The 18078-nt window shown below is 64.8% G+C and carries 4 protein-coding genes; all 4 read left to right on the top strand.

Annotation, left to right across the window (positions count from 1 at the left end):
* The first annotated feature begins 74 nt into the window (after window positions 1-74).
* The 4 genes from EKH80_RS03610 (at window position 75) to EKH80_RS03595 (ending at window position 18078) form a co-directional block, all read left to right on the top strand.
* Window positions 75-293 carry an MbtH family protein gene (locus EKH80_RS03610; protein WP_126683358.1) on the top strand — a complete coding sequence of 73 codons (219 nt, stop codon included), beginning with the start codon at window positions 75-77 and terminating at the stop codon, window positions 291-293.
* 78 nt (window positions 294-371) lie between these two features.
* Window positions 372-3467: an amino acid adenylation domain-containing protein gene (locus tag EKH80_RS03605; protein ID WP_158628735.1), complete on the top strand. Its 3096-nt coding sequence runs from the start codon at window positions 372-374 to the stop codon at window positions 3465-3467.
* Window positions 3464-6634: a non-ribosomal peptide synthetase gene (locus tag EKH80_RS03600; protein WP_158628734.1), complete on the top strand. Its 3171-nt coding sequence runs from the start codon at window positions 3464-3466 to the stop codon at window positions 6632-6634. The genes EKH80_RS03605 and EKH80_RS03600 overlap by 4 nt, the downstream gene beginning before the upstream one ends.
* Window positions 6631-18078 (top strand): non-ribosomal peptide synthetase, encoded by an 11448-nt coding sequence (locus EKH80_RS03595; RefSeq protein ID WP_126683355.1) that lies wholly within the window; start codon window positions 6631-6633, stop codon window positions 18076-18078. The genes EKH80_RS03600 and EKH80_RS03595 overlap by 4 nt, the downstream gene beginning before the upstream one ends.

The raw sequence follows: 18078 nt of genomic DNA, 5'->3' as shown, positions 1-18078 counted from the left end.
AAAGATTTTCGAGTGGTGTCCGCTCAACTATCGGATTGCACTCAGCGACAGGGATATCCAAAGAGGCAAGCGTCATGACGAACCCCTTCGACGACGAAAAGCACAGCTTTTTCGTCCTGGTCAACCATGAAGGCCAGCATTCGCTCTGGCCGCAATTCGCGCAGATTCCCGCTGGCTGGGAGCCGGTATTCGGTCCGGATGCACGCCAGCCGTGCCTCGACTATGTCGAGGCGCATTGGCAGGACATGCGTCCGCGTAGCCTGGTTGAGGCCATGGCGTCGGCAGCGCACTAAACGCATCCTGATGCATGGCGCCTCTGGCGCCATCGGTTCTTCGTAGCCTTGCACGGACACACGCCCAATGGAGGGGTCGTGCACAACACTCGCGAGAATGGTGCGCCGTCGACGGCCGCCGCGAGCGTCGGTCGCGCTGTCGATGACGGCGTGACGTTGACGCAGCTTTTCGAAGCGCACGCAGCGCGTGCACCGCACGCCGTTGCCTTGTGCCTGGACGACGAGCAGCTGACTTACGCGCAGCTCAATGCCCGCGCCAACCGGCTCGCCCGCTGGCTGGTGGCGCAGGGCGCTGCGCCGGAGCGTCTGATTGGCATTGCTTTGCCGCGTTCGATCGATGCCATCGTGGCAGTACTTGCCGTGCTGAAAACGGGAGCGGCCTATCTGCCACTGGACCCCGACTACCCCCGGCAACGCCTGGAGAGCATGTTGCGCGATGCAGTTCCGCTGCTCGTGCTCAGTTCGCGCAGGGCGGAAGTGGAGATATCAGTTACACGCACCGTTTTTCTGGACGATGCGGACATAACTGCCGCCATCGCTGCGATGCCTGGGTCGACAGGGCAGGCATTGCAAGCGGTGTTGCATTCGTTGCAAATGGCCTATGTGCTGTACACCTCCGGCTCCACGGGCGTACCCAAGGGCGTGGCGATCACGCATGCCGGTGTCGGGCCGTTGTTACGCAGCTATCGGGATCGCCTACGGATCGATGCGGATAGCCGCATGTTGCAGTTCGCTTCGTTGAACTTCGATGCCTCGTTTGCGGAAATCGGCATGGCGCTCGGTCTCGGTGCCTGCCTGGTGCTGGCGCAGGCGGGTGACCTGGTGCCCGGCCCCGCGTTGGCGCAGACGTGCCAGCGGCAACGCATCACCCATATGGCCTTGCCACCCAGCTTGCTTGCGACCATGGCGCACGACTCGCTGCCAGGCGTGCGCACCTTGGTGGTGGGCGGCGAGGCCTGCCCACCCGAACTGGCGAAGCCATGGTCGGCGGGGCGCCGCCTTATCAACGCCTATGGTCCTACCGAGATCACCGTGGATGCCTTGATTTCTGCGCCGCTGAATGGCGACGCGAGCCAGCGCGTGCCGCTGGGCGAGCCGGTGTGTGAGGCACGCGCCTATGTTCTGGACGACGCGCTGAAGCAGGTGGCCGACGGCGAGGAAGGCGAGCTGTACCTCGCTGGCCCCGGTCTCGCGCGCGGGTATTTGCATCGCGCGGCGTTGAGCAGCGAACGTTTCGTCGCCGACCCGCATGGCCCGCCTGGCTCGCGCATGTACCGCAGTGGCGACCGGGTGCGGCGGCAGGCAGGATCCTTCCGTTTTGTCGGTCGCGCTGACCAGCAAATCAAATGGCACGGCTTGCGCATCGAGCCGGGCGAGATCGAAGCCTGCCTGCTGCGCCATCCCGATGTGGTTCAGGCGGCGGTGGTGGTGCGCGAAGATCGCCCCGGCCAGCACCAGCTGGTCGGCTATGTCGCACAGCGTGAGACTGCGCCAGAGCCTCCCGGCGAAGCCGCTGAGGTGGCGCACGTCAGCGAGTGGCAACATCTGCACGATCGTTTCTATGGCGAGCAGGCCGAGCTGGCGGGTGAAGAAGATTTCACTGGCTGGAACAGCAGTTACGACGGCACGCCGATCGCGCTTGAGCATATGCGTGAGTGGCGCCAGGCAACCGTTGAACGCGTGCTGGCCATGCAGCCGGGCCACGTGCTGGAGTTGGGTGTCGGTACCGGCCTGGTCATGTGGCAAGTGGCGCCGCATTGCCAGAGCTATTGGGGCACGGACTTTTCGCGGCCGGTCATCGATTCGCTGCGCGAACGCGTAGCACGACAGCCGACGTTACGTGAGCGTGTGCAGCTGCGCCATCAGCCGGCGCACGATGGCAATGGCCTGCCGCGAGGGTATTTCGACACCATCGTCATCAATTCGGTGGTCATGTATTTCCCTGGCGTCGACTATCTGCTTGGCGTCTTGCGGCTCTGCGTGGAGCTGCTGGCACCCGGCGGGCGCATCTATCTGGGAGATATCCGCAACCTGCGCCTGTTGCGTTGCTTCGCCACGGCCATCGCTTGGCATCGTGCCGAGACAGCGCGGCATAGCATTGGTGAAACCCGTCGCGCAGTAGAGCAGGAGCTGCTGCTGGAGAACGAGCTGTTGCTCGATCCGGTCTTCTTCGCCGCCTTGCCGGCATGGATCGACGGCCTTGCCGGCGTGGATATCCAACTCAAGCGTGGCCGCTGCCATAACGAACTGACCCGCCATCGCTACGACGTGGTGCTGCACAAACGCGGTGCGTCGCCCGTCTCCCTCGCCGAGGGTGCGCAGCTGGCGTGGCTGCGGGATGTTGCTTCGCTGGAACAGGTGGCCGCCCATCTGCAGAGCCAACGGCCATCGATGCTGCGTGTGAGCGGCATACCTAACGCAAGGCTAGTGGACGAAGTCGCGGCGATGCGAGCGGTGTGGGAGTCCGCAGATGGCCATGCGCTCACGCGCACCCTTGTCCCACAGGTAGGGGCGAAAGGCGTGGACCCGGAAGACTGGCACGAACTTGCCCGATGCCTCGGTTATCAGGTGGCCACGACCTGGGCAAGGGCGGGGCAGGACGATCGCTACGATGCGGTGTTCTTTGCCGAGCAAGCGCCGGCGTTGACGGACGTCTATCGCACTGGCCATCCCATCCCGCTACCGTCTGGCGCTTATGCCAATCGCCTGGATCACGGGCGCACCGCGCGAGCATTGGCCGCCGCGCTCCGGCCCTATCTTGCGGAGCGTCTGCCCGCAACGATGATCCCCTCCGCCATCGTGGTATTGCCGAGCCTGCCGTTGAACGCCAACGGCAAACTCGATCGCACGGCGCTGCCGGCGCCGGAGTTGAGCCGGCAGGATAGCCGCGATCCGGGCACGCCCAATGAAAGCCTGCTGGCTGGACTGTTCGCGCAGGTGCTTGGGCTCGATCGTGTCGGCATCGACGACAGCTTCTTCGAACTGGGCGGGCACTCCTTGTTGGCGATGCGCCTGGTTGCCCTGGTGCGCCAGGCATGCGGCGCGGAGCTGCCGGTACGCGCCCTGTTCGAAACCCCTACCGTCGCCATGCTGGCGCCGCAACTCGACCAGGCCCCACGCGCGACGCGTGCGCCGCTGCGCCCCATGCAATCCACCGAGCAGCCCCTTCCATGATCCCGATGTCGTTTGCGCAGCAGCGCTTGTGGTTTCTCGGCAAGCTCGAGGGCCCGGGCATTGCCTTCAACGTTCCACTGGCCTTGCATCTGGCCGGTCCACTGGATGGGTTCGTTCTCCAGGCCGCTTTGTCCGACCTGCTATCACGGCATGAAAGCTTGCGCACTTGCTTCACCGACGCAGAGGGCATCGGTTACCAGGTCGTCTTGCCGCGTGAGCGTGCGGCATGCGTCTTGAACGTCGTCGATCAGGCGGAAGAGGAACTGGATGACGCCATGAGGCGTTTCCATAGCCAGCCGTTCGACCTGGAGCGGGAGATCCCGTTGCGAGCGATGCTGTATCGGTTGGCACCGCAGCGACACGTATTGTTGTTGTTGGTTCATCACATCGCCAGCGACGGATGGTCATGGGCGCCGATGCTGCGCGATCTTGCACAAGCCTATGCGGCGCGGCTAGGCGGCCAGGCACCCGCATGGACGCCGCTGCCGGTGCAATACGCCGACTACAGCCTGTGGCAGCGGGAATGGATGACGCAAGCAGACACCACGGACAGTGACGTCGCGCGCCTGGTCGACTACTGGAAGCGCAGCTTGGCGGGCCTGCCCGAACAGTTGGATCTCCCGTTCGATCGGCCCCGCCCAGCGCGCGCCAGTCAACATGGCGCGACGGTGCAGGTGCGATGGGACGAATCACTGGCAAGCCCGCTGCGCCAGTTGGCGCGCGATGCGCGCGGCAGCTTGTTCATGGGCGTGCATGCGCTGGTCGCCGCGTTGCTGTTCAAGCTCGGTGCGGGGGAGGATCTGCCGCTAGGCACGCCGGTAGCCGGGCGCAGCGAAGAAGCGCTCAACGACCTGGTCGGCTTCTTCGTCAATCTATTGGTGTTGCGAAGCGATGTTTCCGGGCGGCCAAGCTTCCGTCAGTTGCTTGCTCGCGTACGCGACGCAGACTTGGATGCCTACGCTCACCAGGAGCTGCCCTTCGAGCGCATGGTGGACATCGTCAACCCCGGGCGCGCCACGTCGCGACATCCTTTGTTCCAGGTGGCGGTGATCCTGCAGAACAATCGGGATGCGTTGTTCGAGGTTCCCGGCCTGTCGGCCCAGGCGCGGTTCCTGGTGACGGAAACGGCCAAGTACGACCTGACCTTCGAGTTCACCGAGTTGTTCGACGCGGCGGGCAGACCGGATGGCCTCGCCCTGCAATTGGAGTATGCGACCGAGCTGTTCGACCGCAGCACGGTGCAGCGTTTCGCGGACAGCCTGCGGCATCTGCTTACGCAGGTGGTGGCGCAGCCCGATTGCTCGCTTGCCGATATCGAGCTGCTTAGTGCGCAAGAGCGTTACACGCTTTTGCAGACCTGGAACGACACCGCACACGCCGTTCCCAACGCCACCGTATCCGAACTCTTCGGCGCGCAGGCTGCACGCACGCCTGACGCGCCGGCGGCCAGCGAGGGTGCCAGCACGCTGAGCTATCGTGAGCTGGATGCGCGCGCCAATCAGCTGGCGCATTACCTGCGCTCGCTGGGTGTGGGGGCGGATCAGAGGGTGGGCCTGTGCATGGAGCGCTCGCTCGATCAGCTCGTCGCCATGCTGGCCATTCTCAAGGCGGGCGGTGCCTATCTCCCGTTGGACCCGAACTACCCCGAAGCTCGCTTGTCCCTCATGCTCAACGAGGCATCGGCGATGCGGGTGGTGACCCGGGCCGAGCATGTTGCGCGGCTGCACTCGTCCGGCGTCGCCACGCTCGTGTTCGATGACTGTGGCCAGACCGTGGGTCACTTGCCCCAGAGCGCCCCGCCGATGGAGTGCCATCCAGATCACCTGGCCTATGTGATCTACACCTCTGGCTCTACTGGCGCGCCCAAGGGCATCGCGGTGAGCCATCGCAACGTGGTGGAGTTGGCATGGAATCGTCGTTGGCGCGATGGCGCGCAGCAGCGCGTGCTGATGCATTCGCCACCGGTATTCGATGCCTGCACCTACGAGACCTGGGTACCGTTGCTGAGCGGCCAGCACGTGATACTGGCACCACCGGGGCGAGCCGATCTCCCGGTGCTTGCCGACACCATTGTGCGGCATCAGGTTACGGCGCTTTTCCTCACCACGGCGTTGTTTCGATTGCTGGTGGAAGAACATGGCGACTGCCTGGGCAACGTGCGCACCGTGTGGAGCGGCGGCGAGGCCGCCGTGCCAAGGGTGTTTCGCGAACTGTTGGCGCGCTACCCGCACATCGATGCGGTCAACGTGTACGGCCCGACGGAAACCACCACCTTCGCTACCTGTCATCGCGTACTCGCGCCGGTGAGCGAGGCGCCGATACCGATCGGCAAACCGCTGGACAACACCCGCGTCTACGTACTGGACGATGCCTTGCGGCCGGTGCCGGTCGGCGTACCCGGCGAGCTATACATCGCCGGCGCCGGTCTGGCGCGCGGTTACCTGCAACGCGCGGGGCTTACAGCGCAGCGCTTCGTCGCCAGCCCCTTCGGGGCGCCGGGGGAGCGCATGTATCGCACCGGCGACCGTGTACGTTGGCGCGAGGATGGCCAGCTGATCTACGTGGGGCGTACTGACCATCAGGTGAAGATCCGCGGCCACCGTGTGGAGTTGGGGGAGATCGAGGCCGTCTTGGCCACGCAGCCCGGTGTTAGGCAGGCCGCTGTGATCGTGCGTGAGGACCAGCCAGGCCAGCGGCAATTGGTCGCTTACGCGGTCGCCGCGCAGGGGGCTGCTCTGGACGCCTCGACCTTGCGTCGCGCGCTTGCCGGCACGATGCCGGAGTACATGGTGCCTGCGGCCGTTATCCTGCTGGATGCGTTGCCGTTGACGATCAACGGCAAGCTGGATCAGCGCGCACTGCCTGCGCCGGTGTTCCAGCCAGCGAGCGGAGGCGTGCCGGCGACGCCGGAGGAGTACGCCCTGGCGGGTCTGTTCGCCGAGGTACTGGGCTTGCAGCGCGTCGGCACGCAAGACAGCTTCTTCGATCTGGGCGGCCATTCGCTGCTGGCTACCCGGCTGATCAGCCGGATTCGCTCCAGCCTGCAGGTGGAATTGTCGATACGCACCTTGTTCGAGGCACCCACCGTCGCGGAACTCGCGCTGCGTTTGCGAGAGGCTAGCCCGATCACACGCAAGCCGCTGCGCCCGATGCGGGGTGGAGCATGAGTGCCGTGGTTCCCTTGTCGTTCGCGCAACAGCGCCTGTGGTTCCTGCATCGGCTGGAGGGGCCCGGCAGCACTTACAACATGCCCATCGTGCTGCACCTGGAAGGCCCATTGGATGCCGATGCGCTGGCGCTGGCACTCGGCGATGTGGTCACCCGGCACGAAAGTCTTCGTACCGTGTTTGCCGATGATGACGGTGTGGCACGACAAGTCGTGCTCGATGCCGATGACGTGAAGCTGGTGTTTGATCACGTCCAGGTGTCGCCCGATACGCTTGATCCGGCATTATTCGCCGCTGCAACTCATCGCTTCGACCTGACGCGGGAGATGCCCCTTCGGGCGACCCTGTTTGCGTTGAGCGCCGAACATCATGTGCTGTGCCTGTTGATGCACCATATCGCCAGCGATGGCTGGTCGTGGGCACCGCTAGGACGCGACCTGCAAGCCGCCTACGCCGCACGTCGCGAGGGTAGGGCGCCGGGTTGGCAGCCGCTACCGGTGCAATACGCCGACTACAGCCTGTGGCAGCGCGAAGGGATGGCCGAAGAGAGCGCACCGGACAGCGAGATAGCCAGGGATATCGCCTACTGGACGTCAGCTATGACGGACCTGCCGGAGTTGGCGCAGCTACCCACCGACCACGCCAGGCCGTCCACACCCAGCCACCGTGGCGGGCAGGTCATGTTTCAGATCGGCGCGCCGTTACATCAGCGACTGTCAGCGTTGGCGCGCGAAGGTCAAGCGAGCCTGTTCATGCTGTTGCATGCGGCAGTGGCTGCGCTGCTGTCGCGACTGGGTGGCGGCAGCGACATTGTGGTGGGGACTGCCATCTCCGGGCGCAATGACGAAGCGCTGGAGGAACTGATCGGCATCTTCGTCAACCTGCTGGTGCTGCGACTGGACACCTCGGCAGACCCAAGTTTCCGTGCGCTGCTTGCGCGGGCGCGCGAAACGGATCTACAGGCTTATACGCACCAGAACTTGCCGTTCGAGCGCCTGGTCGAGCTGGTCAATCCGGTGCGTTCGAGCGCGCACCATCCGTTGTTCCAGGTGAAGCTTTCGCTGGAAACGGAAACGTACGGCGGTTGGGCGCTGGCTGGCCTGGCAGTGCGCCAGCAGCATCTCGAGGTTGACACTGCGAAGTGCGACCTCGGCTTCAACTTCATCGAGCAGTTCCTGCCCGACGGCACGCCGGATGGCATGACGTGCGTCATCGAGTTCGCCTGCGATCTGTTTGAGCGCGACAGCGTCATACGCCATGGCGAGCGGCTGCTGCGCTTGCTGGAGACGGTCGCCAACGATCCGGATGTGCGTCTGAGTGCCATCGAGGTCGATAGCCCCGAACAGCGCCGACAGGTGCTGGTGGCGTGGAACGACACCGCGCTGCCGGTACCCGAGGCCACCCTGCCAACGATGTTTGGCGCCAGCGTTGCCGCAACTCCGGACGCCGATGCGGTCAGCTTTGATGGCGCGAACCTCAGCTACGCCGAGCTGGATGCGCGCTCCAGTCAACTCGCTCATGCACTACGTGAGTTGGGTGTGGAGCCCGATGTCGTGGTCGGTGTCTGCCTGCCGCGCTCGCTCGATCTGGTAGTAGGCCTGCTCGCGGTCATGAAGGCTGGTGGAGCCTATCTGCCGTTGGACCCGGAGTATCCCGCCGAACGGCTCGCGTACATGCTCGGCGATGCTGGCGCGTCGGTGCTGTTGAGTACCGCCATGCTGGTGGAGCGCCTGCCTGCGCAAGCAGGGCGGCGGGACTTGCTCATCGATGGGCAGCGTACGTGGGTCTCCACGCAGCCGACAACACCGCCATCGATCGACCTGCGTCCCGCGCACCTGGCCTACGTGATCTACACGTCCGGCTCCACGGGACAGCCCAAGGGCGTGGCCGTGACGCACCAGGGCATCCCTAATCTGCTGGCCTGTCAGGTGCGGCAGCTTGGCGTGGGGCCGGGCGCTAGAGTCCTGCAACTGGCTTCGGCCAGTTTCGATGCCGCGTTCTGGGAGCTATGCATGGGGGTGCTGTCGGGTGCCTGCCTGGTGCTGGCCCCACCAGCGCCATTGCAACCGGGGCCTGCGCTCGCTGCACTGTTGGCGCGCGAGGGCATTACCCATCTGGCAATGACGCCGACCGTATTGGGCTTGTTGTCCGGGTGCGACTTGCCTGCAGGCATCAAGCTGGTCGTAGCGGGAGAGGCGTGCCCCCCATCGCTAGTGCAGCGTTGGTCTCGGCACGTGCAATTGTTCAACTCCTACGGCCCCACCGAAGGCACGGTGGGCGCGACGCTCAGCAGTGCGCTGCACGAAGGTGGCACGCCGCCCATCGGCGGCCCGCTGTTCAATGTGCGCATCTACGTGCTCGACGACCGGCTTCAACCGGTACCGCAAGGTGTCGCGGGCGAGTTGTACATCGCCGGCCCTGGCCTGGCGCGTGGCTACCTGCGGCGCTCGGGGCTCACGGCGCAGCGCTTCATTGCCTGTCCCTTTGGCACGCCGGGCGAGCGCATGTACCGCACCGGCGACCTCGGGCGTTGGCGTGCCGATGGCCAGCTCGACTACGTCGGCCGTGCCGACCAACAAGTAAAGCTGCGTGGCTTTCGCATCGAGTTGGGCGAAATCGAGGCGCATCTGTTGCGGCTGCCGGGTGTCGTGCAAGCCGCGGCGATCGTGCGCGAGGACCGGCCTGGCCATCGCCAGCTGGTGGCCTATGTCGTGCCCAACGGAGAATTGGATACCGCTGTGTTGCGCGGCGTATTGGCTAGCCAGTTGCCGGACTATATGGTGCCCACCGCCATCGTCGGCCTCGCAGCCTTGCCGGTCACGCCCAACGGCAAGCTTGATCGCAAAGCGCTGCCCGCACCCGTGTTCGACGTGGTGGAGGCGGGCACTTTCCCGCGCACTCATCGCGAGCAGGAGCTGGCCGCTTTGTTCGCGCAGGTACTGGGCTTGACGGCAATCGGCATCGAGCAGAGCTTTTTCGACCTTGGCGGCGACTCGATCCTCGCCTTGCAACTGAAGGTGAGGGCGCAAGCCAGCGGCATCGGGTTTGAACTGGCTCAACTATTCGATCACCAAAGCGTGACGGCACTGGCCGCAGTGGCCAGCTTCTCGAATGCCGACATCGCAGCTGCCACGGCGCCATTCGCTTTGGTATCGGCGGCCGACCGTCAACGCCTGCCGGTCGATGTAGTGGATGCCTACCCGCTCAGTGCATTGCAGCTCGGCATGTTTTTCCACGGCGAGTACGACCATGGCACCACGCTTTACCTGGCTTGCACGGGCCTGGTGATCGACCTGCCGCTGGACACGCGGGCACTGCGGGCGACGCTCGATGCCTTGAGCCGCCGTCACGAAGTGTTGCGCACGCGTTTCATGTTGGATGGCTATAGCGAGCCGCTGCAACTGGTGCTTGCGCAGGCCGACATCCCCCTATCCGAGAGCGACCTCGTCGGGTTGTCGCCCGATGCACAGCAGGCATCGCTGGAAGCCTGGATGAGTAGCGAGGGGTTGCGCGTCTTCGACCAACAAGCCGTGCCGTTGCTGCGCATACACGCGCACCGTCTCGGCGAGCACCATTTCCATCTCGCGCTCACTTGCCATCACGCCATCATCGACGGCTGGAGCGAGGCAAGCCTAGTAGCGGAGCTGGTGCAGCGTTATCGCGCGCACCTGCAAGGCACGCCTTTGCCGGAGGCTCCGCTGTCGGCGTGCTACCGCGACTACATGGCGCTGGAACGCCAAGCCATGGTTTCCACCGCCAGTCGCGCCTTTTGGCAAGAATGGCTGGAAGGCGCGGAACCGTCCGAACCCTTGCGATCGCAGCCTCAGGCAGAGGCGCCGGCCAAGGCGCTTACCCATACGGTGTCTCTGGCCATCGACGGTGGCACGGATGCCGCGTTGCACGTGCTTGCCAAACGGGCGCGGGCGCCGCTGAAAACGGTGTTGCTCACGGCGCACATGGCCGCACTGAGTTCGATCTGCGGTAGCGGCGACGTCGTGACTGCGTTGGTCATGCATGTCCGTCCCGAAGTGAGCGATGGCGACAAGTTGATCGGCCTTTTTCTCAATGCCGTGCCTTTCCGCATGCGCATGCAGGGCGAGCATTGGGACGTGCTGATCCGGCGCGTATGGGAAGCGGAACGCGATGTAACGCCGCACCGGCGCTATCCCTTGGCGCGCATCATGGAAGACCTCGAGCAGCGCAAACGCCTGGGCGTGGTGTTCAACTACACCAACTTCCAGGCGCATGAGCATGCTCTCATGCCCATGGATCGCATGGATGGCCATGGTGGCGGCGACAACAGCTTCGGCCTGCAGGTGAATTTCCAGGGCGCAGAAGACGGGTTGTCTGGCTGGATCTGTGGACATCTCGATCTCTACGACACGGCCACACTCGAACGCTATGCGGACTGCTATGCGCGCGTGTTGCGGGCAATGACCGATCCCGCTGGCCTAACCGTGCGAAGCATTCCGCCACTCGGTGATTCTGCCTGGCGAAAGGTCATGCGCTATGGCCACGCCGGTGGCGAGGCGATCACCCCGGAACACTTTGCCGATACTTTCGAGCGCCATGCACGGCAAACGCCCGATGCCATCGCGGCCATCGATCAAGGACATGAGATCAGCTACGGCGCCTTGAATGCGCGAGCCAACCGGCTGGCTCGACGATTGTTGGTCGAAGGCGTGGCGGCAGGCGACATCGTTGCTGTCGCGGTGCCGCGCTCGATCGAACTGGTGGTGGCGTGGCTGGCGATACTCAAATGCGGGGCGGCGTACCTGTCGTTGGATATCAACTATCCCATCGCGCGCCTCAACGCGATGTTGGTCGATGCACGCCCATCGCGCCTGCTTCATGCTCGTCGCGCCATCGAGGGTCTCGATCCTGGCGTGCCGGCCATCCGCATGCGCGAAGACGAGGCCGGTCACGACGATGCCAATCTGACCGGAACCGATATCGCCGGGCGCCGCCATCCGGGCTTGCCCGCATATGTGATTTATACCTCCGGCTCCACCGGTCGCCCCAAGGGTGTGATTTCGACGCATGCAGGCCTGGCCAGCCTGGCGGCGAGTCAGCGCCGATTCCTGCCTGCCGTGCCGTTACGTGTGTTGCAGTTGGCTTCGTCCAGCTTCGATGCTTCAGTATGGGAGCTGGTCGCCGCCTTCGCCTATGGTGGTTGCCTGGTCTTGCCGCCCCCTGGCCCGCTGACGGGCGAGGAGCTGGCCCAGACGCTGCGCGAGCATGCGATCGAGCATGCGGTGATGCCGCCTGCGCTGCTGGAAACGCTGCAACCCGAGGCGCTGCCTGTCTCCCTGATGCTGGCGACCGGCGGCGAAGCCTGTGCGCCCGCGTTGGCCGAGCGCTGGTCGCGTGGGCGATGCCTGGTCAACGCTTATGGCCCGACTGAGTCGAGCGTGTGCGCAAGTATCAGCGCGCCGCTATGTGGAGCCTCGGCACCGATCGGGTGGCCGATTGCAGGCACGCGGCTTTATGTGCTCGATGACAATCTGCAGTCTGTGCCCGCAGGCGTGGCCGGCGAGCTTTACATCGCGGGCCGCGGCTTGGCGATGGGGTATTTGCATGGCGCGGCACTGAGCGCGCAGCGTTTCGTGGCCGATCCGTTCGTGGCAGGGGAGCGCATGTATCGCAGCGGTGATCGGGTGCGTTGGCGGGACGATGGACAGCTCGACTATCTGGACCGCATCGACCGGCAACTGAAGATTCGCGGCTTTCGCATCGAGCCGGGTGAGATCGAGGCTACGCTGCGCAGTCTGCCGGACGTCGCCCAGGCCGTGGTGATGCTGCGTGAAGATCGCCCAGGCGAGCGACAATTGGTGGGCTATGCCGTCGGTGCTACGGCCGTCGACAACGGCGAGGAGAGAGGTGATGCATGGCGTCGCCAATTGCTCGGCAAGCTGCCCGAGTACATGGTGCCGATCGCCGTGGTCGAACTGGCGACCCTGCCATTGACTGTCAATGGCAAGCTGGATCGCGCGGCGTTGCCGCCACCAGCGTATCGGGCTCGCGACCAGCGCCCGCCGCGCAACGCGCAGGAAAGCAGCCTGGCCGCATTGTTCGCCGAAGTGCTCGGGCTCGAGCGGGTCGGCATCGATGAAAGTTTTTTTGACCTGGGCGGGCATTCATTGCTGGCGACACGGCTGGTCAGCCGTATTCGCACGGTGCTGCAGCTGGAGTTGCCGATCCGGGTGCTGTTCGAGGCGCCTACCGTGCTGGCGTTGTCGCGACGTTTGCATGCGCGTGGCGTGCTCAGGCGGGCGTTGCAGCCAAAGGCGAGGCCGTCGCGCATCCCGCTCTCCTATGCGCAGCGCCGGCTATGGTTCATTCACCGCTTCGAAGGCCCGAGCGCGACCTACAACATCCCCCTGGCCCTGCGCTTGCGCGGCCCCTTGGATGGGGATGCGCTGCGTCAGGCCGTGGCGGACTTGCTCGCGCGCCACGAAAGCTTGCGCACCGTGATCGACGAATGCGAAGGCGAGCCTGAGCAACGCATTGTTTCGGTCGAAGAGGCGTTGCCGGTGCTCCATGTGACGCACGTCGACAGCGAAGCGGCGCTTGCTGCTGCACTGGCGGAGGCAGCTGGTTACCCCTTCAACCTGGGTAGCGAGCTGCCTCTGCGCGTGGACCTGCTGCGGTTGGACGAACAGCACCATGTCTGCCTGTTCCTGCTGCACCACATCGCTGGCGACGGCTCTTCGATGACGCCCTTGGCTCGCGATCTGGGGCGCGCCTATGGAGCGCGGTTGGGCGGCAGTGCGCCCGACTGGAGTCCGTTGCCCGTGCAGTACGCCGACTATGCGCTGTGGCAGCGCGAATTGTTCGGTGATGAGGCAGACCCGGACAGCCTCATCGGTCGTCAGTTCGGCTATTGGAAAGAAGCCCTGGCTGGGCTGCCCGAGCAGCTCGTCTTGCCAAGCGACCGCCCACGGCCGAACGTGGCGAGTTATCGAGGCGACTACCTTGGCTTCAGCATCGATGCGTCGCTGCATCGACGCTTGTCGGATTTGGCGCAGGCGCACGGCGCCACGTTGTCGATGGTGCTGCAGGCCAGTCTGGCGGCCTTGCTGACCCGGCTGGGTGCCGGCACCGATATCCCGCTGGGTAGCCCGCTGGCCGGGCGCATGGACGATGCGTTGACCGACCTGATCGGCTTTTTCGTCAACACCTGGGTCTTGCGCGCGGATACCTCGGGCGATCCTGACTTCGTCACGTTGCTTGCGCGCGTGCGCGAACGCGCCCTGGAGGCCTACGCACACCAGGATGCGCCTTTTGAGCGGCTGGTGGAGCTGATCAACCCGTCGCGCTCCACCGCGCACCATCCCTTGTTTCAGGTGGCGCTGGCCTTGCAGAACCAAGGCATGCCCGACTTTTCGTTGGCCGGCCTTCAGACGAGCCCCGAAACTACCGGCACGCGTGCCGCCAAGTTCGACCTGTTCTTCGCCATGGCCGAACGGCCCGCCAGCCAGGAAGGCTTGCAAGGCTTGGATGGCGAGCTGGAATACGCTTCGGATCTGTTCGACCGCGCGACGGTACAGCGCCTGGTGCAACGCTGGGTCGGCCTGTTGGAGGCGGTCGCGCATGACCCGCACCGTGCCATCGGCGCCATCGATCTGCTCCACCCCGATGAGCGCCGGCAACTGCTGCGGGAATGGAACGACACCGCGCGCGAGCTGCCGGTGCCTGATCTTGCGCGCTTGTTCGCGCGGCAAGTCGCCAGCCACCCGGATGCGGTGGCGGTGACGTCGCAGACCTGCTCACTCACCTATGCCCAACTCGATCACCAAGCCACGCGTTTGGCCAGGCAGTTGGCCGCGCACGGCATCGGCCCGGAGCGTGGCGTGGCCCTCTTGCAACAACGCTCGCCGGCGCTGGTGGTGTCGCTGCTTGCCATCATCAAGGCTGGCGGTTTTTATGTGCCGTTGCATAACGCCTATCCTGATTCGCGGCTTGCGCTGATCCTGCGCGAAACCGGCGCCGCGATCCTCCTTGCCGACCAGGTCATCGAGACGCGTGCCGCCAAGTTTTCCATCCCGACGATGCGCGTCGATCAGCTCGATCTCGATGCGCCTGATCCCGACGCTTCAGCCTGGAATCCACCTTCGGCGAATCCTGAGCAGCTCGCCTACGTGATGTATACCTCCGGCTCCACGGGCTTGCCCAAGGGCGTGGCGGTGAGCCACCAAGCTGTCGTGGCACTGGCTAGCGATCGGCGTTTCCAAGGTGCCGCGCAACGCTGCGTGCTGATGCACTCTCCCCATGCGTTTGATGCCTCCACTTATGAAGTCTGGGTGCCTTTGCTCAGCGGTGCGCGGATTGCCATCGCGCCGCCCGGGGACATGGACGTGGACCTGTTGGCGCACGTCATCGTGCAGCAACAAGTCAGTGCACTATTCCTGACCACCGCATTGTTCGGCCTGCTGGCCCAGGAGCGGCCGGATGGTTTTGCGAAGGTGAGCGAGGTTTGGACCGGTGGCGAAGCGGCCGACCCTTCGGCGTTTCGTACCGTGCTGGACAAGCACCCCGGCGTCACGGTGATGCACGTCTACGGCCCCACCGAAAGCACTACCTTCGCAACGGCTTTCGCGCTGCGCGCGCCTTACCGCGCCGAACTGGGCACACCGATCGGCGCCCCCATGGACAACACTCGCGCTTACGTACTCGACCAGGCACTGCAATGCGTGCCAGTGGGCGTGCCCGGTGAGTTGTACCTTGCCGGCACCGGCCTCGCGCGTGGCTACCAGGGGCGAGCAGGGCAGACCGCGGAGCGTTTCGTGGCCAGTCCTTACCGTCACGGCGAGCGCTTGTATCGCACCGGCGACCTGGTGCGATGGCGCGCCGACGGTGCGCTGGATTTCCTGGGGCGCACCGATCATCAGGTGAAGATCCGCGGCTTTCGCATCGAGCCGGACGAAGTTGGGGCGGTGCTGCGGCGCCACCCGGCAGTGGCCCAGGCGGCCGTGGTGGTGCGCGACGACCCTGCCAGCGGCAAACAGCTGGTTGGCTACGTCGTCCTTGGCCACTCTGAGGGTGGGCAGCGCAACGAGGCACAGGAGCAAGGCCAGGTCGACGAGTGGCAAGTCATCTACGACAAGCTGTACGGCGACGCCGCACAACTGCCTTTTGGCGAGAACTTCAGTGGTTGGCAAAGCAGTTATACCGGTGAACCCATCTCATTGGATGAGATGCGGGAGTGGCGCCAGGCGACCGTGGCGCGCATCCGTCTGCTGCAGCCGCGCCGGGTGCTGGAGATCGGTGTCGGCAGCGGTCTTCTGCTCTCGCAGCTTGCGGGCGGGTGCGAAACCTACTGGGGGACGGACTTCTCCGCCCCCACCATCGCGGCCTTGCGGCAGCAGTTGAGCGATCGCCCGGATTTGCGTGATCGCGTATCGTTGCGTGTGCAGCATGCACACGAGGCCGAAGGCTTGCCCGACGCCTATTTCGACACGGTGGTGATCAACTCGGTCGCGCAATATTTCCCCAATGCAGACTATCTGCTGGAAGTGATCGGCAAGGCGCTGGACAGGCTCGCGCCTGGCGGAGCCCTCTACCTTGGCGACGTGCGCCATCTCGATCTGTTGGCGAGCTTCACCGGCGCGGTCGAGACCTTCCGGGCTCCGCCTGGAACCACGGCAGACGAGTTGCGCCGGCGTGTGCGGCAAAGCGTGCTGGCCGAGAAAGAATTGCTGCTGGCGCCGGAGTTCTTTACCTCGCTGCCAGCCAGGTATCCCGCCATTGCTGCAGTGGATATCCAGCTCAAGCGCGGCCACGCCGCCAACGAACTGACTCGCTATCGTTATGAAGTGGTGCTGCGCAAAGGCCCCATGCAAGTGCTGTCATTCGCCGATACGCTCCAGTGCACCTGGACGGAGCTAGTCAGTATCGAGGCGTTGGCTTCCCTGCTGCATGAGCGGCAAACATCCAGCCTTCGCGTCGATCGGATTCCCAATGCCCGCCTGGCCCAGGAGTGGGCGGCCCACCGCGCCTTGCAGGCCGGTGCGGAAAGTGAGGCGCTGGGCGGGCTGAATGTCGATGCAGGGATCGAGCCTGAAGCTTTGCATGCCTTGGGCGAGCAGGCGGGCTATCGCGTCTGGCTGACCTGGAGTAGTGCCGGCGATGGCAGCATGGATGCCGTGTTCGCCAATTCAGCGCAACTGCCGGCCTCCTTCGCGCTGGACGGGCTCTATCGGCCAATCGCCGCGCGACGCGAATGGGCAGCCTGCGCCAACGATCCCGCGAATTTCGATCAGCTCGCCGAGCTTCGCCGTTATGCGACGGAGCAGTTGCCCGAATACATGCTGCCATCGGCCATCGTGCTGCTCGACAGCTTGCCGCTGACCGTCAATGGCAAATTGGATCGGCAGGCGCTGCCGGCGCCGGACTACTCCGGCGAACACTATCGCGCGCCACGCCATCCGCAAGAGCAGGTATTGGCTGAGCTGTTCGCCGAAGTACTCGGTTTGCCGCGGGTGGGTATCGACGACAATTTTTTCGATCTAGGCGGCCATTCGCTGCTGGTGATGCGGCTGGTAAGCCGGGTACGTGCAGCGCTCGGTATCGAATTACCCGTGCGCGCACTGTTCGAAGCTCCGACCGTGGCGGGCCTTGCGTTGCAGCTGCGTCGCGCTTCCCATGCACAGACCTTGTTGCCGCTGCGTACTGCTGGCGCGCAACCGCCGCTGTTCTGTTTGCCGCCGGGAGGCAATCTGTCCTGGTGCTACGCGGGGCTGGTCAGCCATATTGCCGCGGATTGCCCGGTCTACGGCTTGCAGCCGCCCGAGGCCGGCGGCCATGCATCGCATTTGAATATCGAGGATGAGGTGCGCCACTACGTGGCGGAAATTCGCCGCATCCAGCCACAAGGCCCTTACCATCTGCTGGGCTGGTCCATCGGCGGCCTGCTGGCGCATGCGATCGCCACGGCCCTGCAGGCGCAGGGGGAGGGTGTGGACACCTTGGTCATTCTCGATGCCTACCCCATGGGGAGCGTGACTATGAGTGACGCGGTGGCGCAGCGCCACTCGCAATCGGTGCGGCATAACGCGGTCAAGAGCATCCTGTCAGGCTTCGGGGTAAGTGAAACGCTGGCCTCGGATGAGGTTGATGACCATCACCAGCTGCTGGATAGCCTGGTGGCCAAAGGCAGCCTGCCGGCGGACGATCGGCCGACCATTGCGCGCATGCTGCGTTCGTTCGAGCGCAGCAGCGCATTGGCCTCCACCTTCGAACCACGCGCCTTCGAGGGCGACCTGCTGTTTTTCCGCGCCGCGATCGTACCGGAGGGGCAGTGGGCGCCATCCGTTGACGCATGGGCGCCTTACGTCACCGGCCGTATCGAGATCCACGATGTGCCAGCCGATCACTTCGGCATGCTCGATCAGCAAGTGCGCGCCCCGATCGGCCGCGTGCTGACCAGAAAGCTCCACGCGTGA

Origin of the sequence: Dyella choica (assembly GCF_003977665.1) — a bacterium.
GTDB classification, from domain to species: domain Bacteria; phylum Pseudomonadota; class Gammaproteobacteria; order Xanthomonadales; family Rhodanobacteraceae; genus Dyella_B; species Dyella_B choica.
Note: the sequence above shows the minus strand (reverse complement) of the source record. Positions and strands in the feature narration are given on the sequence as shown.